The organism is Citrobacter amalonaticus Y19 (assembly GCF_000981805.1).
In the GTDB taxonomy this organism is placed as follows: domain Bacteria; phylum Pseudomonadota; class Gammaproteobacteria; order Enterobacterales; family Enterobacteriaceae; genus Citrobacter_A; species Citrobacter_A amalonaticus_C.
This window is the reverse complement of the sequence record NZ_CP011132.1, coordinates 2,342,960-2,366,338: the sequence shown is the minus strand read 5'-3', so window position 1 is coordinate 2,366,338 and position 23,379 is coordinate 2,342,960. Positions and strand designations below refer to the sequence as shown.

Here is a 23,379-nt window from a genome sequence, read left to right as displayed (position 1 = left end):
AATGAGTAATTTGAAAGCAGTTATACCGGTAGCGGGTCTGGGTATGCACATGTTGCCTGCCACCAAGGCGATTCCCAAAGAGATGCTACCGATCGTCGACAAGCCAATGATTCAATATATCGTCGACGAAATTGTAGCTGCAGGTATTAAAGAGATTCTTCTGGTCACTCACGCATCTAAAAACGCCGTTGAGAACCATTTCGACACCTCCTATGAACTAGAGTCACTCCTTGAGCAGCGCGTGAAGCGCCAGTTGCTGGCGGAAGTGCAGTCCATTTGTCCTCCGGGTGTCACCATCATGAACGTGCGCCAGGCGCAGCCACTGGGGTTGGGCCACTCCATTCTTTGCGCGCGTCCGGCAATTGGTGATAACCCTTTTGTGGTCGTATTGCCTGACATCGTCATTGACAGCGCCAGTGCCGATCCACTGCGTTATAACCTTGCCGCGATGGTGGCGCGCTTTGAAGAAACAGGGCGTAGCCAGGTGCTGGCGAAACGTATGGCGGGCGACCTTTCCGAGTACTCCGTCATCCAGACGAAAGATCCGCTGGATAACGAAGGTAAGGTAAGCCGTATCGTCGAGTTTATTGAGAAACCGGATCAGCCGCAGACGCTGGATTCCGATCTCATGGCGGTAGGGCGTTATGTCCTATCAGCGGATATCTGGGCCGAACTGGAAAGAACTGAACCGGGGGCCTGGGGTCGTATCCAGCTAACTGATGCGATTGCAGAACTGGCGAAAAAACAGTCTGTTGACGCCATGCTGATGACCGGCGACAGCTACGACTGCGGTAAAAAATTGGGCTACATGCAAGCGTTTGTGAAGTATGGGCTACGTAACCTGAAAGAAGGGCCGAAGTTCCGCAAGGGCATTGAGAAGCTGCTTAGCGAGTAAGTTTAAAAAATAGACGCCCAACTCAGGGCGTAAAAATAAATAACGGTAGTCAACATTCCAGGCGATGATGTAAGTATGCCAGGAATGTGGCTGCCGTTTTTTCTTTTTCAGGAAAAAATCTCTATTTTCATTAGGTTAACTACAAAATTTAGCACTGCTTTTTATAATATTTCTTCTTGTTTCTGACATCAATTGGTAAGACAATTAGTGTTTGAGTTTAGAGGCTTTGCGGAAGAGAAAGCAGAGCTCAACACGTCTGTGAGAGTACGCAGTGCACTGGTAGCTGTAAAGCCAGGGGCGGTAGCGTGTCTGTATTAATACGTCGGTACGACTGCATATCACATCATTGTTGGCTATTTAAGCGCTGCATGTTAGGTGAAAGAGTTAGCAATTAAATCTTTTAAAGTTACTTCTCAGGAATAGTAAAATGAGCTTTAATCTTGAAAATTATAAAATAGGAATTATTGGGCTGGGTTATGTTGGTTTACCTTTAGCTGTTGAATTTGGCAAAAAAATAAAGACGCTTGGTTTTGATATCAATGAGAAACGAATTAAAGAATTGTCTGCTGGTAATGACTTTACGTTAGAATGTACTTCTGACGAACTGACACAAGCGCACTCTCTTCAATATTCATGCGATCATAAAGAATTAGCAACATGCAATGTATTCATCGTAACGGTACCAACGCCAATTGATGAATATAAACAACCTGATTTAACACCTCTCGTTAAAGCCTCGGAAACACTCGGAAAAATTATTAAAAAAGATGACATTGTCATCTACGAATCAACCGTCTATCCAGGTGCAACAGAAGAAGTATGTATCCCTGTTATTGAGAAGATCTCTGGCCTGACATTTAATACGGACTTCTTTGCCGGTTACAGTCCGGAGCGCATCAACCCTGGTGACAAAGAACACCGCGTGACAACGATCAAAAAAGTAACCTCGGGTTCAACACCTGAAATCGCTGAGGTTGTCGATAAGTTATATGGAACCATCATCACAGCAGGAACCCATAAAGCATCTTCGATACGTGTGGCCGAAGCGGCAAAAGTGATTGAGAACACTCAGCGCGATCTGAATATTGCACTGATTAACGAACTTGCAATGATTTTTAATAAGCTAGGTATTGATACAGAAGAAGTATTAAAGGCCGCAGGTACTAAATGGAACTTCTTACCATTTCGACCAGGCTTAGTTGGGGGACATTGCATTGGTGTTGATCCTTACTATTTAACTCATAAAGCACAAGCGATAGGTTATCATCCAGAAGTCATCCTGGCTGGTCGCAGAATAAATGATGGCATGAGTCGGTATGTAGCATCGCAACTTATTAAAGCAATGCTTAAGAAAAAATTACAGATTGAAGGTGCTAATGTCCTCATTATGGGACTAACCTTTAAAGAAAATTGCCCAGATCTTCGTAATACAAAAGTTGTCGATATCTTCTCCGAGTTGAAAGAATATAATGTGGCCGTTGATATATATGATCCATGGGTAAATGTCGAAGAAGCCTACCATGAGTATGGAATTAACGTATTAAACACATTGTCTGATAAGAAGTATGACGGCGTAATCTTTGCTGTTGCACACTCTCAATTTAAAAACATGAGTAAAGAAGACGTTAAAGGGCTAATCAGAGATGATGGCGTTGTTTATGATTTGAAATATATCATCGATCCTAACCTGGTAGATATTCGTCTTTAAGATAATTTGATGCTGCATGTCAGTGAGGATGCTCTGTGAAATTTAAGAAAATTGAAGATATCTTGTCTTCTAAACCTGAAAGCTGGTTGATTACAGGTGTTGCAGGATTTATAGGTTCAAATTTATTAGAAACCTTATTAAAACTCAATCAAAAAGTAATTGGCTTAGATAATTTTGCAACTGGACATCAAGAAAATCTTGATGAGGTCAGAAACTCGGTTTCAACCGAGCAATGGTCTGCTTTTACTTTTGTTGAAGGAGATATACGCGATCCAGAAACGTGTGTGGAAGTTGTTAAAGGAGTAGACCACGTTCTTCATCAGGCTGCATTAGGTTCTGTACCTCGTTCAATTAAAGACCCAATCACTACAAATAATACAAATATATCGGGCTTTATTAATATGTTAGTTGCAGCTAAAGATGCCAATGTCAGAAGCTTCACGTATGCTGCAAGTAGCTCTACTTATGGAGATCACCCCGCATTACCTAAAGTTGAAGAGAATATAGGCAATCCGTTATCTCCATACGCAGTGACAAAGTATGTAAATGAACTATATGCGCAAGTATTTGCGAAAACCTATGGATTCAAATCTATTGGGTTAAGATATTTCAATGTATTCGGGAAACGTCAAGATCCTAATGGGGCATATGCTGCAGTGATACCTAAGTGGACTGCTGCAATGATCAATGACGAACCACTATTTATCAATGGTGATGGCGAAACAAGTCGAGACTTTTGCTTTATTAAGAATGTTGTGCAAATGAATATTCTTGCGGCACAGTCTGATGCGTCTGCAAGAGATCAGGTTTATAACGTTGCAGTTGGCGATCGTACGACGCTTAATCAACTGTTTAAAGCACTTAAAGATACGTTGAAAGATAATAATGTTATTTATGAAAAGAATCCAGTCTATCAGGACTTTAGAGCTGGGGACGTTCGCCACTCTCAAGCTAACATAGACAAAGCAAAGCGCTTATTAGGGTATGTCCCAACACATGATATCTTAGATGGTATTAGAGAATCTATGCCCTGGTATATAAGCACATTAGATGTTAAATAATAGTCTCTTAAAAAACATACTAATTTATGGTGGAGTTACAGGTGCATCGCGGATGCTCCCTATATTACTGTTGCCATTTTATCTTTCTGCTATGCCCATAGAGGATTATGGGCGTATAGAGGTACTTGTCGCATTATTTAATTTTATAATTATACTCGGTTCATTACAGCTTGAAACAGCAATTCAGCGGTACATGTATAAAGTAGAAGATAAATTAAACTATACATACACCATACTAATCGCAACATTTTCTTTTTCTATCATTATATTTTTTTTAACGGCGATTTTGTCAAAGAAAATATCATTTTCATTGTTTGACTCAGACATCGAGTCCACAAATATAAGAATCATAGCTTTGAGTTGTGTCTTCTATAATTTGTCCTCGATTTTAATGATCTATTTCAGATATTCTGAACAGGAAAAAGTATTTTATATAATTACATTATCACAAGTGCTTGTAACATCAATTGTTACTTATCTGTTGGTCGTTGTTGAGAAGTTGGCAAATTTTGGCTATGTTGTAGGAATATTTTCCGGCTGGTTGGTGGTGTTTTTATTAAGTGTGGCCTCCATTCTATGGAGTAAAAGAAAATGCATCAGGGAAATCAAACCAGATTTTTCCATATTAAAATTATCAATAAATTTCGCATTACCACAAATTCCAGCTAGAATTGGTAGTTTCTTCATTCAATTTGGAAACAGATTTATAGTTTTATCATATTTTGGTTCCGCAACAGTTGCACTGCTTGGACTTTCAGTCAAATTTGCCGCTCCATTTCAGTTATTATATATCGCTTTTACAATGGCCTGGAATCCTTATTTGTATAAAAATGAAGCAAATGATAGTTTAGAATCTAAGATTAACAAAATTTTAAAATTGCTATTATCGTTTGTGCTGCTTAGCGCCGCAGCACTTCATTATGGTAGTTATTGGATACTAGATAAATATTTTCAAAGTGATTATAAAGAGGTGAAATCATTAATATTTATCGCCATACTCCCATCTGGATTATTAATTACAAAAGATATATTAGAAACCGGAGTAAGATTATCGGGGAAAACAAAATACATATCACATGCCTATTTCTTATCAGTAGCCGTGACTATTTCACTGATGTTGTTTTCCAAAAGCATAAACAATGTTCTTGAGTCTACGGTAGTTGGGACAATAGTATTATTACTTGCAACATATTATTTTTCTGAAAAAGCGTATCATTTTAAATATTCCAGATGTGTTTTATATACCCTGTGCGCATTACTAATAATAATTCTTGGTAATATGATAATTTAATATAGAGAATAGCATGAATAGATTCCAGGCAAATGCAGTGCTTAAACATTTAATATCATATTATATGTTCATTATTTTTAGTGTATGTTGCATTGTTTATTATTTCCAGTTTGTTGCTGTTGGCATTGATAGCCATGAGCCAATACGCGGCTTTTTTTATCCAGCGAATATAATTGATCATTATATCTATCTTGAGAATTACGAAAATTTAAAAAACGGGAATGTAAATTTTGTTGGCATAAATAATATTGGCATCGCTTTTGTATATTATGTTTATTTTAGCTTATTAGAGTTCATGGGAGTTGATATAACTCCTGAAAGATTATCATTGTTTCTCAATTTGTTTGTCTTTTTTTTATGTTTCATTAGTTTTAAAAGGATAGTTCGAAAGCTTAATCTTGACGCTATAGTCACATGGTTGTTCGTATTCAATTGTAGCTTCTGGTACTTTGCGCAGTTGATAAACAAAGATGTTTTTACAATATTTATATTGTTTAAGTTAATGGAATATGCTCTATATAACAATAAAACCGGTATTTTTCTTATTTTCTTGTTTTCTTTTTTTATAAGAATTCAATTGCCCGCGATAATATGTGTGTATTTGTTTTTCATTTATACTAAACCAACAGTAAGAAATTTATTTATTGCGTATTTGTCAATATCAATCTTCAATGGATATATAAGTAGATATCAAAGTCTCATTATAGATGAAAGCACTTTAAGTGATGGACTCAGTGCCTTTATATATCAAATGAACATTAACTACGGGATAGGGTCCCTATTATTTAATCCAGTCAGACTTGCGCAGTCGCTATATAGTATTTTGAGCTCATTTGACTTTACCTATGAATATGGAATCGATGTCTCAAAGTTAAAAAATATTCCACAAGTCATAATTTTTATCATTTTGTCGCCATGGATAATTAGAGTTTATGTAAGATATAATCTCTTCATGAAAACAAAAGCAAAATATGTTATGGCAATTGTACCCGCTTTCTTCTTAGTTTGGCTGCTCAACCCAACGATAAATTCTAGATATGTTATGTTGATAATACCTGCTCTTATTTTAATTGGGCTGTATTCTTTGAAATTTGGTAAAAAGATAATATATGAAAATATTGATAATAAACTTTCACTATCCTCCAAGCACAACAGCACACTCTTATAGGTGGTCATTACTGCGGGACTACTTTTTAAAACATAATCATAGCGTGGATTATATTTGTGGTGGACAAGCCTCTGAGAATGATAAAGAGAATGGAATATGTAGAGTAAATTTCCCATATACAATCAAGAAAAATGACATCGGTCTTACTCAAGGTATTCCAATAAAAAGAAATTTGTTCAAATCAAAATTCATATCGATTTCTAAGTACTTATACAGAAAGTTTTTTTGGCCTGATGGACTGTGGCACTGGCTTCCGCTTGCGTTGTATGAGGTTTACAAAAGGCGAAAAGTGAAATATGACCTTGTCGTGGGATATAGCCCTACTTTTTCAGCAATAATAGCATCTTATTTTTATAAAAAGATCAATGATCAAGTTAGATTCATTGTTGACTTTGGAGATCCTTTCTCCGTATCTTCAGAGATGCCAGTAAATAATTATTTTTTATATGGAAAGCTAAATCATTGGGTCGAGAATAAAATATTTAATGCTGCTGACCTGATTTCCTTTACCAATGAGAAAACTTACAATCTATATAAAAGTGCACATTCAGATATTAGCAAATTTGAAGTAATACCTCATCTGGTCAATATTGATGATTTCTATACCAATTCTGAACCTAAATTTGGTGAGAAATACAAGGTCGGATATGTTGGGGCCTTTCACAAAGGTATCAGGGAACCGGATCTAGTAGTAGAAAAGATTCTTGGCTTACCGGACCTGTTTGCTGCAAAGTGTCAATTTGATTTTTACGGCCCGTTGAATGGAACTAGCTTATCTGATTCAGGAAGATTAATATATCATGGAGTTGTTGAGCGACATGAAGCATTACATTTAATGAAGTCATTTGATATAATAATCAACGTTGAAAATGAGTCATGTCCCATGACGCCAAGTAAAATTTACGAGTGCATGGCGACAGGTAAGCCAATATTAAATTTCCTTAGCTCAACAGGATTGTCAAGCTTCAATAATTATCCCCTTGTTCTTAATATAGATAGAAATACACACTCCTCGCAGATAGAGAAATTCATTATTGACAATGTTAATAAGAATTTATCAAGAGAAATTGTCGACGAAATACTAACTGGAAAAACTCTTTCCTCCATTGGTGATCAGTATTTGAGTTTGGTTGGAGATTAACTATGCACCGAATTTTTATTAATGCGCTATCAGCTAAGGTTGGAGGAGGCAAAACCTATATCAGCAACTTACTAACTAATATACCTGATCAAGAGTGTGAGATTTACATTACCTGTCCTGATAAGTTAATAATTCCAAATGATAAAAGAATTAAATATTTAGAAACTAAGTTCGCCAGCCATAATATATTTTTCAGGATGTTGTGGGAGTTTTTCTATCTTCCATTCTTACTGTTGATTCTTCGTAGGAATATACTATTTGTTCCTGGCGGCATGGATTTCACCGTTTTCACTTTTGGGATACCCAAAGTGACAATGTTTAGAAACATGCTGCCTTTTGATTCGAAAGCTCTAAGTGAGCTTCCTGGTCGAAAATTGAAGATAAAAAATATAATATTAAAAACTTTGATGTCACGTACTATGAAGACAGCTGATAGTGTCATTTTTATTTCTAATTATGCCAGAAATAAAATTAAAGACATGATAGAAATAAAATCTTATCAGGTCATACCTCATGGAATATCTGATCATTTTACTCCTAACATAGTGACTGATTTAGCTTTAAGTCAAGGTGAGACAAAGTACATTCTCTACGTATCCCGATTTGAACCATATAAGAACCATTTGAATTTATTAAAGGCATATGCATCCTTACCTGATTACCTGAAAAAAAATTATCATCTGATTCTTGTTGGTGAACCGATGGAGCCCGCTTACTCCGATTGCTTACACTTTGTTGAAGAAAATAACCTTCAAGAACAGGTTATTTTCAAAGGGAAAGTAGCCTATGAGGAACTCCCCTCTGTGTATAAGTCTGCGGCACTATTTGTTTATCCTTCTTCGTGTGAGAATTGCCCTAATATTCTACTAGAAGCCATCGGATGCGGACTTCCTGTTATTGCATCTAAAACTGAACCTATGCCAGAGTTTGCGAAAGATTCGGCACTATATTTCGATGAAAAAGATTCTGATGATATTGCACATAAAATAAATTTAGTTTTGAATAATCCAGCAGAGCTGAACGAAATGAGTAAAAAATCTATCTCCTTGAGAGAAGACTATATGTGGAAAAAAACAGCGCTTAAAACTTGGGAATACCTTGATATAATTGGAGACAAAAATGTTTAAGAATAAAACACTTTTAATAACAGGTGGCACTGGTTCATTTGGGAACGCTGTTCTCCAACGGTTTTTAAATACAGAAATAAATGAGATTAGAATTTTTTCTCGAGATGAAAAAAAGCAAGATGACATGCGTAAGCATTTCAAATCAGATAAATTGAAATTCTATATTGGTGATGTGCGCGATTATCAGAGTGTTTCAAATGCTATGCGCGGTGTTGACTATATATACCATGCCGCTGCTTTAAAACAAGTACCATCGTGCGAGTTCTATCCCTTGGAAGCGGTTAAGACAAACGTATTAGGTACAGAGAATGTTTTAGAGGCCGCCATCACTCATGGAGTAAAAAGAGTAGTATGCCTAAGTACTGATAAAGCCGTATACCCAATCAATGCAATGGGGATTTCTAAAGCAATGATGGAAAAAGTCATCGTTGCCAAAAGTCGCAATTTAACTCATACAAACACAACTATCTGCTGCACTCGTTATGGCAATGTCATGGCTTCCAGAGGATCTGTGATTCCACTGTTTATCAGACAGGTTGTTAATGATGATGCTATCACTATTACAGACCCTAATATGACCCGCTTCATGATGACATTAGATGATGCGGTTGATCTTGTCTTATATGCCTTTGAACATGGACGGAATGGCGATATATTCGTACAAAAGGCACCAGCAGCGACTATAGATATTTTAGTTAAGGCATTATTAGATATCATGCATAAGCCAAAACATCCAATCAATGTTATTGGTACTCGTCATGGCGAAAAACAATATGAAGCACTTTGTAGTCGTGAAGAGATGTTTGTTGCGCAAGAGGAAGGGAACTATTATCGAGTGCCCGCAGATAACCGTGATCTTAATTATTCCAAGTATTTTGAACATGGTGATAAGAATCTTAGCTTAGTGGAGGATTATAATTCTCATAATACGCATCAATTAGATATTGAAGGTATGAAGACACTTCTGCGAAAACTTGATTTTATCCGTGAGATTGAAAATGGTCATCTCTTTATTCCGGAAGGAGTATAATGTTGAATGTCATGATCTTAGGTGTTACAGGGATGCTTGGTTATAGTCTTTATGCCAATCTAAATGACTATAAAAACCTGAATATAACTGGCACAGCACGCAATCTTCTTGGGAAAGAGCAATATTTTAATCCACAAGCAAAGAATATTATTCTTGATGTCGACGCTACCGATATCGATAGCATCGACAATGCGATGAAATCAGTTAACCCTGATATTGTTATAAATTGCATTGGTCTAATTAAACAGCATGAAATCTCCAAGCAACATGTTGATGCTATTAAAATTAATGCTTTATTACCTCATCAATTAGCGGATTTATGCAATAAACACAATGCCAGGCTTATTCAATTCTCTACAGATTGTGTATTCGATGGAAAAATAGGGTTATACCGTGAGTCAGATATACCTAATTCGACGGACCTATATGGTAAGTCGAAATGTCTTGGTGAGGTCAATTACGGCAAACACTTAACCCTAAGAACATCTATCATTGGCCATGAGCTTAATTCCTCCGTTAGCTTAGTTGACTGGTTCTTAAGTCAATCTACTGAAGTGAATGGCTATTCAAAGGCGATATTTTCTGGTCTACCCACTTGTTATATTGCTAAACTTTTGGCTGAGAAAATTATAGTCAATGATAGCTTAAAGGGGTTATATCATCTCTCGGCCGAGCCAATAGATAAATGCACATTGATCTCATTGGTTTCAGAGATATATGGTAAATCTATTAAAATAAATAAATCCGAGACGTTGATAATTGATCGCTCGCTTGATTCAACAAGATTGAGAGAAGCAACTGGATTTATTCCACCAACGTGGTATGAGTTGATTAAGTTTATGTTTAATGACTATGTTACGAGGTATTCTCCATGCAAAAATTGAAAGTGATGACTATTGTCGGCACACGACCTGAAATTATCAGGCTATCACGTACTATTGCAAAACTTGATGCTTATTGTGAACATACTTTAGTACATACTGGTCAAAATTATGATTATGAACTTAATCAAATTTTTTTTGATGATCTAGGTATTCGTACACCTGATGTTTTTTTAGAATGTGCTGGGAGTAGTGCTGCTGAAACTATGGCACAAGTCATCAGTAAATCAGAAGAAGTATTTGTAAAATTCCAACCTGATGCTTTATTAATTCTTGGTGATACAAATAGTGCTTTAGCAGCTATAACAGCCAAGCGTAAAAAAATTCCTATTTTTCATATGGAAGCTGGTAACCGCTGCTTTGACCTGCGTGTACCAGAAGAAATTAATAGAAAAATCGTTGATCATATCGCAGATGTTAACATGCCTTATAGTGACATTGCACGAGAATATCTTATCAGAGAAGGGCTCAGACCAGATTTAATAATTAAAACGGGGAGCCCAATGGATGAGGTGTTAAATTATTATCATGATAAAATTAAGGCATCTACCATTGTTCAATATTTATCTTTGACAGCGAAAGAATATTTTTTGGTTAGTGTTCATCGTGAAGAAAATGTTGATTCTGATAAAAATATCCATAGCTATGTACAAGTGCTAAATGAGCTGGCTGAAAAATACGGATATCCGATCATTGTTTCTACACATCCAAGAACAAGAAAGAAAATCGAAGCGCTAAACTTACAATTTCATCCTCTAGTGAATCTTTTAAAGCCACTAGGATTTAGTGATTATGTACGCCTACAGATGGATGCAAAAGTTGTATTAAGTGATAGCGGAACCATTACTGAGGAATCTTCTATTTTAAATTTCCCTGCTCTAAATATTAGGGAAGCTCAGGAACGACCTGAAGGTTTCGAAGAGGGAGCAGCGATGTTCACAGGGATGAGTATTGATAGAATTTTGCAAGCTATTAATATTCTTGAGAACCAACCTCGTGGTAGCACGAGGCTAATTAATAAAGTTAACGACTATATAGCACCTAATGTTTCAGACAAAGTTCTTCGGATAATACTGAGTTATACGGATTACGTTAATCGTGTTATATGGAGAAAGTCGCTTTGAAATTGGTGCTAATCATTGATGATTATTTACCTGACAGTACTCGGGTAGGCGCAAAAATGTTTCATGAGTTGGCCCTTGAATTGCAATCTCGCGGACATGTCATCACTGTTATTACTCCCAATTGTCAACAGAATACTTCTCTACGTGTAGAAAAAATAGACGGGATAACAATTTGGAGATTCAGAAGTGGTCCTCTAAAAGATGTTAGTCATATCCTGCGGGCAATGAATGAGACATTCTTGTCATTGAAAGCCTGGAAGGCAGTTCAGAGTTTGATATCGGCGTCTACTTTTGATGGTGTAATCTACTATTCTCCAACTATTTTTTGGGGAGGTCTGGTTAAAAAAATCAAGATGCGCTGTAACTGTCCAGCGTATCTGGTACTCCGGGATCTATTCCCAAGATGGGTGGTTGATGCCGGGATGATAAAAGAAGGTTCTTTGATAGAGAGATATTTCAGGTTTTTTGAGAAATATTCTTATCAGCAGGCTAATTGCATTGGCCTTATGTCCGAGAAGAATCGTGAGGTTTTTCAGTCCAGTAATGTGGGATATCGCTGTGAGATCCTGAGAAACTGGGCCAGCATGACGCCTGTGATGAAAAATGAAGACATTCTTACATCGGGATTTAGAGCGCGCTTATCCCTTCAGGAAAAATTTATCTTTTTCTATGGAGGGAATATTGGACACGCTCAGGATATGGCAAATTTAATGCGTTTGGCACGCAATATGCGTTCTTTCGAGCAAGCCCATTTCCTTTTTGTTGGGCAAGGGGATGAGGTAGGGCTGATAAATTCTCTTGCAAGCGATTGGGGATTAACCAATTTTACTTATTTAGCATCTATTAATCAGAGTGAGTTTAAAACTCTCCTTTCGGAAATTGATGTTGGCTTGTTCTCACTTTCTGCAAGACACTCGTCACATAACTTTCCCGGAAAGCTATTAGGATATATGGTGCAATCTATTCCTATTTTGGGAAGTGTCAATGCGGGTAACGACCTTGCGGATTTGGTAAATGACAGTGGAGCCGGATTTATTCATATTAATGGGGAAGATGACAAACTGCTCCATTCGGCTAAACGTTTGTTATTAGAGCCAGAGTTACGTAGGAAGCTCGGCGATGGAGCTAATTCTTTGCTACATGAGCAATTTTCGGTAACTGCTGCTGCGCAGTCAATTGAACAGAGACTGGAGACGGATTATGCGTGTCATCACTCGTACCGAGTTGCATGAGTTATATGATAATGCCCGAAAATCGGAAAGGCTGCGTGCACATTCACTTTTGCATTCCAGTCATGATGACAAAGTTCAGCGCCTGCTTATTGGCCTGATTAAAGGTAGCTATGTTGAACCCCATTTTCATGAATTGCCCCATCAGTGGGAAATGTTTATTGTAATGGAAGGCAAGATAAAGGTCTGTCTTTACAATCAATCGGGAGCGGTCGTGAGTGAGTTTGTTGCTGGCGACAATGCGGATACTTCTGTTGTTGAAATCTCTCCGGGAGATATACATAGTGTGGAGTGTATATCTGAACAAGCACTGATGATGGAAGTTAAGGAAGGTCCGTTTGACTCGAATTATGCCAAGGTCTTTCCAGACTGGTAATTAATGTTTCTTATCGAAAAATAACAATATCAGTAATTGATCTTCGCTTCTTATCATGTCACTTGACCATTGATAGTCTGGAGCATCTTCCGCTATCCCCAAAGCCTTAAACTAAGTTAACATCTGCAATACATTCAAGCCGCGCATACGTCGCGTGGTGACCACACCTGACAGGAGTATGTAATGTCTAAGCAACAGATCGGCGTCGTCGGCATGGCAGTGATGGGGCGCAACCTGGCGCTCAACATCGAGAGCCGAGGTTACACCGTCTCCGTGTTCAACCGCTCCCGTGAAAAGACCGAAGAAGTGATTGCCGAGAACCCAGGCAAGAAACTGGTGCCTTACTACACGGTGAAAGAGTTTGTTGAATCTCTCGAAACGCCTCGTCGTATCCTGTTAATGGTGAAAGCGGGCGCGGGTACCGATGCTGCCATTGATTCTTTGAAACCGTATCTGGATAAAGGCGACATCATCATTGATGGCGGCAATACTATCTTCCAGGACACCATTCGTCGTAACCGCGAACTTTCTGCTGAAGGCTTTAACTTCATCGGTACGGGTGTGTCCGGTGGTGAAGAGGGCGCGCTGAAAGGACCGTCTATCATGCCTGGCGGTCAGAAAGAAGCCTACGAACTGGTAGCGCCGATTCTGACGAAGATCGCGGCTGTCGCTGAAGATGGCGAGCCTTGCGTGACCTACATCGGTGCAGATGGCGCTGGTCATTACGTGAAAATGGTTCACAACGGTATTGAATATGGCGACATGCAGCTTATCGCTGAAGCCTATTCTCTGCTGAAAGGTGGCCTGAATCTCTCAAATGAAGAACTGGCCAGCACTTTTACTGAGTGGAACAACGGTGAGCTGAGCAGCTACCTGATTGACATCACCAAAGACATTTTCACCAAAAAAGATGAAGAGGGTAAATACCTCGTTGATGTCATTCTGGACGAAGCGGCTAACAAAGGTACCGGTAAGTGGACCAGCCAAAGCTCTCTGGATCTCGGTGAACCGCTGTCTTTGATTACTGAATCGGTCTTTGCACGTTACATCTCATCACTGAAAGATCAGCGTGTTGCTGCTTCTAAAGTCCTGTCCGGTCCGAAAGCGCAGCCTGCGGGTGATAACGTTGAGTTTATTGAGAAAGTGCGCCGTGCGCTGTACCTCGGTAAAATCGTTTCCTATGCGCAGGGCTTCTCTCAGCTACGTGCAGCGTCTGACGAGTACAACTGGGATCTGAATTACGGTGAGATCGCGAAGATTTTCCGCGCAGGCTGCATTATTCGTGCGCAGTTCCTGCAGAAGATCACTGATGCCTACGCGAAGAATGCGGATATTGCCAATTTGCTGCTGGATCCGTACTTCAAGAACATTGCTGATGAATATCAGCAGGCGCTGCGTGATGTCGTTGCTTACGCTGTTCAGAATGGCATCCCGGTACCGACATTTTCTGCCGCCGTGGCCTACTACGACAGCTACCGTGCCGCAGTACTACCGGCTAACCTGATCCAGGCACAGCGTGATTACTTTGGGGCGCATACCTATAAGCGTACTGATAAAGAAGGTGTTTTCCATACCGAATGGATGGATTAATCACATTGTTTGTCAAAAAGCCCGGTTAAGACCGGGCTTTTTTTTATCTTGATTCTTATTGCATAATCTTCATTGCTTAATATTAACTTAATATTGACCATTTAGGATGATAAAGAAAATCCTAATTGTATTAGGCTTCATTGACACATTATTCGCTCAGGCGCTAAAACAATAATAACTTGTCAGGATGCAAATACATCATGATGTCTAATTAAGTTAATTCTGAGAGCATGCAATGAAAATTACCATCTCCGGTACCGGGTATGTTGGACTGTCCAACGGTCTGCTAATCGCGCAGCATCATGATGTTGTCGCGCTAGACATCATCCCCTCTCGTGTCGAAATGTTGAATGATCGGATATCTCCGATTGTCGATAAAGAAATTCAACAGTTCTTAAAATCGGAGAAAATTAAGTTTAAGGCTACATTGGATAAACAGAGTGCCTATCGAAATGCGGATTACGTTATTATTGCAACACCGACCGATTATGATCCGAAAACCAATTACTTTAATACTTCAAGCGTAGAATCCGTCATTCAGGATGTCATCGCAATTAATCCCGATGCCGTGATGATTATTAAATCTACCGTTCCGGTTGGATTTACCGCGGCGATGGGTAAGAAGTTTAAAACGCAAAATATTATTTTTTCTCCCGAGTTTTTGCGTGAAGGTAAGGCGCTTTATGACAACCTGCATCCGTCTCGTATTGTCATCGGCGAGCGTTCTGAACGAGCTGAGCGTTTTGCTGCATTACTTCAGGAAGGGGCGGTGAAGCAAGATATCCCAACGCTGTTTACGGATTCTACCGAAGCGGAGGCGATCAAACTTTTTGCCAACACCTATCTGGCGATGCGCGTTGCCTATTTTAACGAACTTGATAGCTACGCTGAAAGTTTAGGTTTAAATACCCGTCAGATCATCGAAGGGGTTTGCCTGGATCCACGCATTGGTAACCACTATAACAATCCCTCATTTGGCTATGGCGGCTATTGCCTGCCAAAAGATACTAAGCAACTTCTGGCTAATTATCAGTCAGTACCGAATAATATTATTTCCGCGATCGTTGATGCTAACCGCACTCGCAAGGACTTTATCGCTGAGGCCATTCTCGCCAGAAAACCAAAGGTAGTCGGGATTTATCGTTTGATCATGAAAAGCGGCTCAGATAATTTTCGCGCATCCTCCATTCAGGGGATCATGAAACGTATTAAAGCCAAAGGTGTGGAAGTAGTGATCTATGAACCGGTGATGCAGGAAGAGACGTTTTTCAACTCGCGTATCGTGCGCGATTTGACGCAGTTTAAACAACAGGCTGACGTGATCATCTCTAACCGTATGGCTGAGGAACTCAAAGATGTCTCTGAGAAAGTCTATACCCGAGACCTCTTTGGCAGCGATTGAACGTTAAGTTAAATGGGAAGGAAGCCCCTGACAAGGGGCTAAAAGCCCATCAGAATTTTCAAGATCTTGTCAAATTTCCTATGGCATAAATTACGTTTATCGCTAAACTGTGGCGAGTTTAGGCCTTTTCTTATTTAGGGTAGTGATGACAGTGGAAAATAACAACATGTCCGGGCGTAGCCACGAACCGGAACAGATTGATTTGATTGATTTAGTGATTCAGGTATGGCGCGGTAAAGTGACAGTGATCTTCTGCATTATTGTGGCTATCATCCTGGCTGCAGGTTACCTGGCGGTCGCGAAAGAGAAATGGACCTCGACGGCGATAATCACTCAACCGGACGCCGGTCAGTTAGCGACCTATACCAATGCCATGAGTATCCTTTATGGTCAGGATGCGCCAAAGGTGTACGATGTTCAGTCCAGTGTGATAGGTCGTTTCAACTCGGCATTCGCCGCGCTTTCTGAAACGCTTGATAACCAGGAACAGCCAGAAAAACTGACCATTAGCGCGTCTGTGAAAGGTCAATCTCTTCCGCTGAAAGTTACCTACCAGGCTACAACTGCCGAATCTGCGCAAAAAACGTTGTCCCAGTATATCCAGCAGGTTGACGAAGCGGTCTCCAGGGAAATCAATACCGACCTCGCGATGAGTATTAAAACCCGCGCGTCTGATTTAGAGCATTCGCTTGAAGCCCAGGAAAAGGTGGCAAAAGAGCAAAAATCACTGCGGCTCGCGCAAATCAATCAGGCCCTGAAAGTGGCTGAGCAATCAAAGATCAAACTGCCGCAGATCCAACAGGCGGATCAGGTTTCTCAGGACACGATGTTTATGCTGGGTAGCGATGCGCTTTCATCGATGGTGAATAATGAAGCGACTCGCCCGTTAACCTTCTCCGATGATTACTACCTGACCCGCCAGAATCTTTTAGCGGTTAAGGCACTGAAGGTTGATACGGATAGCATTCATGCTTATCGCTATGTGATGAAGCCAACGTTACCTGTTTATCGCGATAGCCCGAAGAAATCGATCACGCTGGTTCTCGCGACTCTACTTGGGGCCATAATTGGTGCAAGCATAGTGCTGGGACGTAACGCGCTGCGTAACTACAAACCAAAAGCGCAGTAACCTGATTCATGCAATAAAAACCGGGCCCCGCCCGGTTTTTTTACGCCTTAAGATCACTGATGGCGCTTGCGCAGATTCTCAATGACCGTCGTCAGGTCGAGATTCTGATCCTGCAACAGGACCAGCAGGTGATACATCAAATCCGACGCTTCATTGGTCAGTTCGAAGCGATCATGCACTGTGGCTGCCAGTGCGGTTTCGACACCTTCTTCACCGACTTTCTGCGCGATACGCTTGGTGCCGCTGGCGTACAGTTTCGCGGTATAGGAACTTGCCGGGTCGGCCATTTTGCGCTCGGCTAGCAGCTGTTCAAGCTGATACAGGAACAGCCACTGGTGGCTGGTGTCGCCAAAGCAGCTACTGGTGCCTTTATGGCAGGTGGGGCCGATCGGATTCGCCAGCACCAGCAGGGTATCGTTATCACAGTCTGGCGCAATGCTGACCACGTTCAGAAAGTTTCCTGACGTCTCGCCTTTGGTCCACAGGCGCTGTTTGGTGCGTGAGAAGAAGGTGACTTTGCCGGTTGCAAGGGTTTTATCCAGCGCGTCTGGGTTCATATATCCCAGCATCAACACTTCACCGGACACCGCGTGCTGCACGACGACAGGCATCAGTCCGTCGGTTTTTTCCCAGTCCAGTTGGTTGCGTTGTTGCTCTGTTAACATATCCTGATCTCCACGCCCTGTGCTGCCAGGTACGCTTTTAATTCACCAATATTAATGATTTGTTTGTGGAAGACGGAGGCGGCAAGCGCGCCGTCGACATCGGCATCGCGAAAGGCCTCAAGGAAGTGTTCCATGGTGCCCGCGCCGCCGGAGGCGATCAGCGGTACGCGGCATACTGCGCGCACTTTTTTCAACTGCTCCAGGTCGTAGCCGTTTCGCACGCCGTCCTGGTTCATCATATTAAGGACGATTTCGCCGGCACCGCGCTTTTGCACTTCCTGCACCCAGTCGAGGGTTTCCCAGGTGGTGACGCGAGTGCGGCTTTCGTCGCCGGTATACTGATTAACATGATATTTTCCGCTTTCAGCGTCATACCAGGTATCAATACCGACCACGATACACTGCACGCCAAAACGATCCGCCAGGCGGGTAATCAGCGTCGGATCTGCCAGCGCCGGCGAGTTGATGGAGATTTTGTCTGCACCAAACGAGAGAATTTTGGCAGCGTCGTCGACCGACTTAATCCCACCCGCCACGCAGAAAGGAATGTCGATCACTTCCGCGACACGCGAAACCCAGCTTTTATCAACCACCCGACCGTCGCTGGATGCAGTAATATCGTAGAACACCAGTTCATCAGCGCCTTCATCGGCATAGCGTTTCGCCAGCGGGACGATGTCGCCGATGATTTCGTGATTGCGAAACTGCACGCCTTTTACGACCTGACCGTCGCGAACGTCAAGGCACGGGATTATACGTTTTGCCAGCATTGGATCGCCTCCTTAACGGTGAATTTACCTTCCAGCAGCGCACGTCCGACGATCACGCCGCGCACGCCGGTTGCGCGCAATGCGGCGACGTCGTTGATATCACCGATCCCGCCAGAGGACTGAAAGGCCACCTGTGGATACTTTTTGCACACCTCTTCATACAAAGAGACGTTTGAGCCCGCCAGCGTGCCGTCGCGAGAAATATCCGTACAGAGCACATGCTTCAGACCCACCGGTAGATAGGTTTCCACCAGTTGTTCGAGCGAAACGCCGGAGTTCTCCTGCCAACCACTCACGGCCACCTGCTTGTTTCCCTGCTCATCAATGCGGACATCCAGCGCGAGGACCAGCGCATCGGCACCAAAACGCTCGAACCAGCCTTTCACTTTCTCCGGCGACTTTACCGCCGTGGAACCGACCACCACGCGAGCCACACCCGCAGCCAGCAGCGCCGCAACGTCGTCTTCGGTGCGTACGCCACCGCCCACCTGAACCGGCACGTTCACGCCCGCGACCAGGGTTTTAATCAGTGGGATCTGCCGTTTCGCCGGATCTTTCGCACCCGTTAAATCAACCAGATGTAACACTTCGGCACCCTGTGCCGCGTAATCCTGCAAACGCGGTAGCGGGTCGCTGCCGTAATCACGCTGTTGTGCATAATCGCCCTGATGGAGACGCACGACGGTGCCGTCGATCAAATCTAAAGCCGGAATAATCATCACATCTCCAGAAAGTTTTTCAGCAACTGCGCGCCAGCGGCACCGGATCGCTCCGGGTGGAACTGCACGCCGAAGAAGTTATCTTTTTGCACGGCGGCGGTGAACGGTTCGCCGTAGTGGCACTGGGCGGTGGTGTAGGCATTGACCGGCATCGCATAGCTATGGACGAAGTAAAAATATGCCCCGTCTTCAATGCCACGGAACAGACGATCGCCCGCTTTGGGATACACACGATTCCAGCCCATATGCGGCAATGGCAGACCAAAGTCGGTCATCTTAGGCACATCCTGCTCGATGATGCCGAGCATATCGACGCCGTGGGTCTCTTCGCTGTGGCGACCAAGCAGCTGCATGCCCAGGCAGATGCCCAGCACCGGTTGGGTACAGGCTTTAATCAGATCGATCAGTTCGCGCTCGCGTAACTGATCCATTGCCGCCTGCGCCGTGCCGACGCCGGGAAGAAACAGTTTATCTGCGCGTAAAACCACATCCGGGTCACGACTGACCATCGGATCATAACCATGGCGCGCGACGGCAGATTTCACCGAGTTCAGGTTGGCGCAGCCGGTGTCGAGGATCACCACGTTCATCACAGCACTCCTTTGGAGGAGGGAAGGGTATCGCCCTCAACGCGAATGGCCTGACGCAGAGTACGGCCGAAGGCTTTGAACAGGCTTTCCACACGGTGATGGTCGTTTTTGCCTTTAGTCTTCAGATGCAGCGTCACGCCCATGGTGTAGGAGAGTGAACGGAAGAAGTGTTCGATCATCTCGGTGCTGAGATCGCCGACGCGCTGATAGGTGAACTCGGCACGGTATTCGAGGTGCGGACGCCCGGAGATATCCAGTGCACAGCGCGCCAGGCATTCGTCCATCGGCAGCACGAAGCCAAAGCGGTTGATGCCACGTTTATCACCGAGTGCCAGTTTTAACGCTTCGCCCAGCGCCAGACCGGTATCTTCCACAGTGTGGTGATCGTCGATATAGAGATCGCCTTTGACGGTAATTTCCATCCGGAAGCCGCCGTGCGTCGCAATCTGATCGAGCATATGGTCGAAGAAGCCGACGCCGGTGTTAATTTTGCTGCCGCCTTCGCGATCCAGCCACACCTTGACGTCAATCTGCGTTTCTTTGGTGACGCGTTCAACGTGGGCGTAGCGGTCGCGTCGGGTGAGTTGCTCGCCAATCGCCGCCCAGTTCAGCGTCTCGCGGTGGTAACGAAGCCCGGCAATACCCATGTTTTCTGCCAACTGGATATCGGTAGCGCGATCGCCAATGACGTAGCTGTTGGCGCTGTCCATCGCCTGTTCCGCGAGATAGCGTTCGACCAGCTTCACTTTCGGCTTACGGCAGTCGCACTCGTCTGCAGGCAGATGCGGGCAGATCAGCACTTCATCGAACTGCACGCCCTGAGAGGTCAGGATTTGCATCATCAGATTGTGCGGGCCATCGAAATCCGCCTGCGGGAAACTCTGCGTTCCCAGACCGTCCTGATTGGTGATCATCACCAGCTTAAAGCCCGTTTTTTGCAGCTTCAGCAGCACCGGCACGACGTCCGGTTCGAAGGCGAGCTTGTCAAAGCGATCCACCTGGAAATCGCTCGGCGGTTCGGAAATCAGGGTTCCATCACGATCGATAAAGAGATACTTCTGGCTCATACTTGCTCCGCACGTAAAGCGTCAATGACGCGCTGGCTTTCTTCACGGGTACCAATAGTGATACGCAGACAGCCGCTTAAAGAAGGTTGCTTGTTCTGGTCTCGTAAGATAATGCCCTGATCCCACAAAGATTTAAATACGCTGCTGGAGGCGGTGAAGCGCGCCAGAATGTAGTTGGTTTCAGAGTCAAAAACCTGTTCAACGCAGGCAATCTCTTTAAGCGCATTCACCAGGTACTGACGCTCAAGCAGGATCTGCGCCACGCGTTCGCGCATCGCATTAATGCCCTGTGGGCTGAGCGCCTGTTCGGCGATGTCAGCCACGGGGGTAGAAAGCGGGTAAGGGGCGATCACCTTCAGCAACAGATTGATCACCTCTTTGTTGGCCAGCGTAAAGCCACAGCGCAGACCGGCGAGGGCAAACGCCTTGGACAGCGTGCGCAGAATGGCCAGGTTAGGATACTCAGAAAGCCAGCCCGCCAGCGTTGCCTGTGGGCAAAACTCGATATAGGCCTCGTCGGCGACCACAATGGCTTTGCCGCGCGTCAGTTCCAGCAGCGTGCGCAGATCCAGCGGATTAATCAGCTGTCCGGTGGGGTTATTGGGGCTGCACACATAAACCACCTTCACGCCATCCAGGTTGTCAGAAATGCCCTGCATATCCAGTTGCCAGTCGGCAAGCGCGGGGACGGTGCGGCATTCGACGCCGATGGTTTCAGCGCTGACGCTATACATCCCATAGGTGGGCGGGCAGAAGAGAATCGCGTCTTTTCCCGGTTCGCAGAAGGCGCGAATAAGCAGCTCAATACCTTCATCTGCGCCACGACTGACCAGCACCTGCTCCGGTTTGACCCCGGCATACTGCGCATAATTTTCAATCACCGCTTTTGGCTGGCATTCCGGGTAGCGGTTAAGCGTTTGCCGGGTGAGTTGATAGTCGACCGCGGTCGGGAATTCGTTGGCATTGAGCCAGACGTCGCCGTTGCCGCCCAGACGACGAGCAGATTGATACGGCGTCAGATTGCGGACGTTTTCACGGGCTAAGTCGGTGACGCTGAACGTGTTCTCAGTGCTCATGCTTGCTCCTTCAGGGCGTTAACGCGCAGGGTGACGGCATTTTTGTGAGCGGTCAGGCGTTCCGCCGCCGCCAGTGTCTCAATGGTTGAAGCCAGCGCGGAGAATCCCGCTTTAGACAGTTCCTGAACCGTCATACGCTTCTGGAAATCCGCCAGTCCGAGACTGGAACAGGTGGCCGTGTACCCGTAGGTCGGCAGCACGTGGTTAGTCCCGGAGGCGTAATCGCCCGCCGATTCCGGCGACCAGTCGCCAAGAAACACCGACCCGGCGCTGGTGATATCATCAACCAGTTCGCGGGCATTGCGGGTCTGGATAATTAAGTGCTCGGGACCATACAGGTTAGAGATGGCAATACACTGCGCCAAATCCTTCGTCACGATCAGTCGACTGGCGCTGAGCGCCTGACGCGCCGTTTCTGCGCGCGGGAGTTCAGCCAGTTGGCGTTCAACGGCTTCGGCAACGCGACGGGCGATATCGGCATCCGGGGTCAGCAGAATCACCTGAGAATCCGGGCCGTGCTCCGCCTGCGAAAGCAGATCGGAGGCGACGAAATCGGGTGTTGCGCCGCTGTCAGCAATCACCAGCACTTCGGAAGGACCGGCTGGCATATCAATCGCTGCGCCGTCAAGACGCTGGCTGACCTGGCGTTTTGCTTCGGTCACAAACGCGTTTCCAGGACCAAAAATTTTGTCCACCTTTGGTACGGATTCGCTGCCGAACGCCAGCGCCGCTATGGCCTGTGCGCCACCGACGTTAAAGACATCCTGCACGCCGCACAGTTGCGCCGCGTAGAGAATTTCATCGGCAATCGGCGGCGGGGAACACAACACCACCTTTTTACAACCCGCAATACGTGCCGGGGTGGCGAGCATCAGAACGGTAGAAAAGAGCGGGGCGGATCCGCCGGGAATATACAAACCGACGGACGCTACCGGGCGCGTCACCTGCTGGCAGCGTACGCCAGGCTGGGTTTCCACATCAATGGTCGGTAATTTTTGCGCGTTGTGGAAGGTCTCAATGTTTTGCACCGCGACGGCCATCGCTTGCTTAAGATCGTCGCTCAGTCGTGCGCTGGCGGCGGTCATCTCTTCCGCGGTCACCTTCAGCGCCGCAACCTCGGTTTTATCAAACTTTGCGCTGTACTCGCGTAGGGCGTCATCACCACGGGCTTTGACGTTATCCAGAATCTCGCTCACGGTACGCGTGATGCTGTCAGACGCGGAAATCGCCGGGCGCATCAGTAATTCACGCTGCTGCTCAGGGGAACAAGTGTTCCAGTTAATGATTGTGCTAAAGCTCATGTCACTTTCCTTTTTATGTCGGATGACGCCTTGCTTATC

At 44.1% G+C, this 23,379-nt stretch carries 22 protein-coding genes; 15 read left to right on the top strand and 7 right to left on the bottom strand.

What is annotated here, in order from left to right; genetic code table 11:
- Position 1 precedes the first annotated feature (1 nt).
- From galF to wzzB, 15 genes are all read left to right on the top strand, one after another.
- Positions 2–895, top strand: a complete 894-nt coding sequence (galF, locus tag F384_RS10990) for a UTP--glucose-1-phosphate uridylyltransferase GalF (RefSeq protein WP_046481494.1) — start codon at positions 2–4, stop codon at positions 893–895.
- A 427-nt stretch (positions 896–1,322) separates the two neighbouring features.
- Positions 1,323–2,603: a Vi polysaccharide biosynthesis UDP-N-acetylglucosamine C-6 dehydrogenase TviB gene (gene tviB / locus F384_RS10985; protein ID WP_046481493.1), complete on the top strand. Its 1,281-nt coding sequence runs from the start codon at positions 1,323–1,325 to the stop codon at positions 2,601–2,603.
- A gap of 35 nt (positions 2,604–2,638) precedes the next feature.
- Positions 2,639–3,664, top strand: a complete 1,026-nt coding sequence (locus tag F384_RS10980) for an SDR family oxidoreductase (protein WP_046481492.1) — start codon at positions 2,639–2,641, stop codon at positions 3,662–3,664.
- Positions 3,654–4,955 (top strand): lipopolysaccharide biosynthesis protein, encoded by a 1,302-nt coding sequence (locus F384_RS10975; RefSeq protein WP_080949926.1) that lies wholly within the window; start codon positions 3,654–3,656, stop codon positions 4,953–4,955. The genes F384_RS10980 and F384_RS10975 overlap by 11 nt, the downstream gene beginning before the upstream one ends.
- Before the next feature lie 13 nt (positions 4,956–4,968).
- Complete coding sequence (locus tag F384_RS30125; RefSeq protein ID WP_046481490.1) at positions 4,969–6,123, top strand: hypothetical protein; 1,155 nt, start codon at positions 4,969–4,971, stop codon at positions 6,121–6,123.
- Complete coding sequence (locus F384_RS10965) at positions 6,065–7,264, top strand: glycosyl transferase (RefSeq protein ID WP_226991644.1); 1,200 nt, start codon at positions 6,065–6,067, stop codon at positions 7,262–7,264. Before F384_RS30125 ends, F384_RS10965 begins: the two co-directional genes overlap by 59 nt.
- Before the next feature lie 2 nt (positions 7,265–7,266).
- Positions 7,267–8,391: a glycosyltransferase family 4 protein gene (locus F384_RS10960; RefSeq protein ID WP_046481489.1), complete on the top strand. Its 1,125-nt coding sequence runs from the start codon at positions 7,267–7,269 to the stop codon at positions 8,389–8,391.
- Positions 8,384–9,421, top strand: a complete 1,038-nt coding sequence (locus tag F384_RS10955) for a polysaccharide biosynthesis protein (protein ID WP_046481488.1) — start codon at positions 8,384–8,386, stop codon at positions 9,419–9,421. Before F384_RS10960 ends, F384_RS10955 begins: the two co-directional genes overlap by 8 nt.
- Positions 9,421–10,305 (top strand): dTDP-4-dehydrorhamnose reductase family protein, encoded by an 885-nt coding sequence (locus tag F384_RS10950; protein WP_226991643.1) that lies wholly within the window; start codon positions 9,421–9,423, stop codon positions 10,303–10,305. The genes F384_RS10955 and F384_RS10950 overlap by 1 nt, the downstream gene beginning before the upstream one ends.
- Positions 10,293–11,426, top strand: a complete 1,134-nt coding sequence (gene wecB, locus F384_RS10945) for a non-hydrolyzing UDP-N-acetylglucosamine 2-epimerase (RefSeq protein WP_046481487.1) — start codon at positions 10,293–10,295, stop codon at positions 11,424–11,426. The genes F384_RS10950 and wecB overlap by 13 nt, the downstream gene beginning before the upstream one ends.
- Positions 11,423–12,658, top strand: coding sequence for a glycosyltransferase family 4 protein (locus F384_RS10940; protein ID WP_046498059.1), 1,236 nt, complete (start codon positions 11,423–11,425; stop codon positions 12,656–12,658). The genes wecB and F384_RS10940 overlap by 4 nt, the downstream gene beginning before the upstream one ends.
- On the top strand, positions 12,627–13,031 hold the full coding sequence (locus F384_RS10935; RefSeq protein ID WP_046481486.1) for a WbuC family cupin fold metalloprotein: 405 nt from the start codon (positions 12,627–12,629) through the stop codon (positions 13,029–13,031). The genes F384_RS10940 and F384_RS10935 overlap by 32 nt, the downstream gene beginning before the upstream one ends.
- Positions 13,032–13,214: 183 nt before the next feature.
- The gene (gene gndA, locus F384_RS10930) at positions 13,215–14,621 is read left to right on the top strand and encodes an NADP-dependent phosphogluconate dehydrogenase (protein WP_046481485.1); all 1,407 of its coding nucleotides are present in this window, start codon (positions 13,215–13,217) and stop codon (positions 14,619–14,621) included.
- Between the two features lie 235 nt (positions 14,622–14,856).
- On the top strand, positions 14,857–16,023 hold the full coding sequence (gene ugd / locus F384_RS10925; protein WP_046481484.1) for a UDP-glucose 6-dehydrogenase: 1,167 nt from the start codon (positions 14,857–14,859) through the stop codon (positions 16,021–16,023).
- 145 nt (positions 16,024–16,168) lie between these two features.
- Positions 16,169–17,152, top strand: coding sequence for an LPS O-antigen chain length determinant protein WzzB (gene wzzB / locus F384_RS10920; RefSeq protein WP_046481483.1), 984 nt, complete (start codon positions 16,169–16,171; stop codon positions 17,150–17,152).
- 53 nt (positions 17,153–17,205) lie between these two features.
- Here wzzB and hisIE read toward each other — a convergent pair whose 3' ends face one another.
- From hisIE to hisD, 7 genes are read right to left on the bottom strand one after another with little or no spacing between them, the layout of a single operon-like run.
- Positions 17,206–17,817, bottom strand: a complete 612-nt coding sequence (gene hisIE / locus F384_RS10915) for a bifunctional phosphoribosyl-AMP cyclohydrolase/phosphoribosyl-ATP diphosphatase HisIE (RefSeq protein WP_046481482.1) — start codon at positions 17,815–17,817, stop codon at positions 17,206–17,208.
- Positions 17,811–18,587, bottom strand: coding sequence for an imidazole glycerol phosphate synthase subunit HisF (hisF, locus tag F384_RS10910; RefSeq protein ID WP_046481481.1), 777 nt, complete (start codon positions 18,585–18,587; stop codon positions 17,811–17,813). Before hisF ends, hisIE begins: the two co-directional genes overlap by 7 nt.
- The gene (gene hisA, locus F384_RS10905; RefSeq protein ID WP_046481480.1) at positions 18,569–19,306 is read right to left on the bottom strand and encodes a 1-(5-phosphoribosyl)-5-[(5-phosphoribosylamino)methylideneamino]imidazole-4-carboxamide isomerase; all 738 of its coding nucleotides are present in this window, start codon (positions 19,304–19,306) and stop codon (positions 18,569–18,571) included. The genes hisF and hisA overlap by 19 nt, the downstream gene beginning before the upstream one ends.
- On the bottom strand, positions 19,306–19,896 hold the full coding sequence (gene hisH / locus F384_RS10900) for an imidazole glycerol phosphate synthase subunit HisH (protein ID WP_046481479.1): 591 nt from the start codon (positions 19,894–19,896) through the stop codon (positions 19,306–19,308). The genes hisA and hisH overlap by 1 nt, the downstream gene beginning before the upstream one ends.
- Complete coding sequence (gene hisB / locus F384_RS10895; RefSeq protein WP_046481478.1) at positions 19,896–20,963, bottom strand: bifunctional histidinol-phosphatase/imidazoleglycerol-phosphate dehydratase HisB; 1,068 nt, start codon at positions 20,961–20,963, stop codon at positions 19,896–19,898. The genes hisH and hisB overlap by 1 nt, the downstream gene beginning before the upstream one ends.
- Positions 20,960–22,039, bottom strand: a complete 1,080-nt coding sequence (gene hisC, locus F384_RS10890) for a histidinol-phosphate transaminase (RefSeq protein WP_046481477.1) — start codon at positions 22,037–22,039, stop codon at positions 20,960–20,962. Before hisC ends, hisB begins: the two co-directional genes overlap by 4 nt.
- Positions 22,036–23,340 carry a histidinol dehydrogenase gene (gene hisD / locus F384_RS10885; RefSeq protein WP_046481476.1) on the bottom strand — a complete coding sequence of 435 codons (1,305 nt, stop codon included), beginning with the start codon at positions 23,338–23,340 and terminating at the stop codon, positions 22,036–22,038. Before hisD ends, hisC begins: the two co-directional genes overlap by 4 nt.
- Positions 23,341–23,379 lie beyond the last annotated feature (39 nt).

Excerpts from the sequence above, each read along its gene's own strand:
- galF (WP_046481494.1), top strand. The coding sequence starts at position 2 with ATGAGTAATTTGAAAGCAGTTATACCGGTAGCGGGTCTGGGTATGCAC.
- tviB (WP_046481493.1), top strand. The coding sequence starts at position 1,323 with ATGAGCTTTAATCTTGAAAATTATAAAATAGGAATTATTGGGCTGGGT.
- F384_RS10975 (WP_080949926.1), top strand. The coding sequence starts at position 3,654 with ATGTTAAATAATAGTCTCTTAAAAAACATACTAATTTATGGTGGAGTT.
- F384_RS30125 (WP_046481490.1), top strand. The coding sequence starts at position 4,969 with ATGAATAGATTCCAGGCAAATGCAGTGCTTAAACATTTAATATCATAT.
- F384_RS10965 (WP_226991644.1), top strand. The coding sequence starts at position 6,065 with ATGAAAATATTGATAATAAACTTTCACTATCCTCCAAGCACAACAGCA.
- F384_RS10960 (WP_046481489.1), top strand. The coding sequence starts at position 7,267 with ATGCACCGAATTTTTATTAATGCGCTATCAGCTAAGGTTGGAGGAGGC.
- F384_RS10955 (WP_046481488.1), top strand. The coding sequence starts at position 8,384 with ATGTTTAAGAATAAAACACTTTTAATAACAGGTGGCACTGGTTCATTT.
- F384_RS10950 (WP_226991643.1), top strand. The coding sequence starts at position 9,421 with ATGTTGAATGTCATGATCTTAGGTGTTACAGGGATGCTTGGTTATAGT.
- wecB (WP_046481487.1), top strand. The coding sequence starts at position 10,293 with ATGCAAAAATTGAAAGTGATGACTATTGTCGGCACACGACCTGAAATT.
- F384_RS10935 (WP_046481486.1), top strand. The coding sequence starts at position 12,627 with ATGCGTGTCATCACTCGTACCGAGTTGCATGAGTTATATGATAATGCC.
- gndA (WP_046481485.1), top strand. The coding sequence starts at position 13,215 with ATGTCTAAGCAACAGATCGGCGTCGTCGGCATGGCAGTGATGGGGCGC.
- ugd (WP_046481484.1), top strand. The coding sequence starts at position 14,857 with ATGAAAATTACCATCTCCGGTACCGGGTATGTTGGACTGTCCAACGGT.
- wzzB (WP_046481483.1), top strand. The coding sequence starts at position 16,169 with ATGACAGTGGAAAATAACAACATGTCCGGGCGTAGCCACGAACCGGAA.
- hisIE (WP_046481482.1), bottom strand. The coding sequence starts at position 17,817 with ATGTTAACAGAGCAACAACGCAACCAACTGGACTGGGAAAAAACCGAC.
- hisF (WP_046481481.1), bottom strand. The coding sequence starts at position 18,587 with ATGCTGGCAAAACGTATAATCCCGTGCCTTGACGTTCGCGACGGTCAG.
- hisA (WP_046481480.1), bottom strand. The coding sequence starts at position 19,306 with ATGATTATTCCGGCTTTAGATTTGATCGACGGCACCGTCGTGCGTCTC.
- hisH (WP_046481479.1), bottom strand. The coding sequence starts at position 19,896 with ATGAACGTGGTGATCCTCGACACCGGCTGCGCCAACCTGAACTCGGTG.
- hisB (WP_046481478.1), bottom strand. The coding sequence starts at position 20,963 with ATGAGCCAGAAGTATCTCTTTATCGATCGTGATGGAACCCTGATTTCC.
- hisC (WP_046481477.1), bottom strand. The coding sequence starts at position 22,039 with ATGAGCACTGAGAACACGTTCAGCGTCACCGACTTAGCCCGTGAAAAC.
- hisD (WP_046481476.1), bottom strand. The coding sequence starts at position 23,340 with ATGAGCTTTAGCACAATCATTAACTGGAACACTTGTTCCCCTGAGCAG.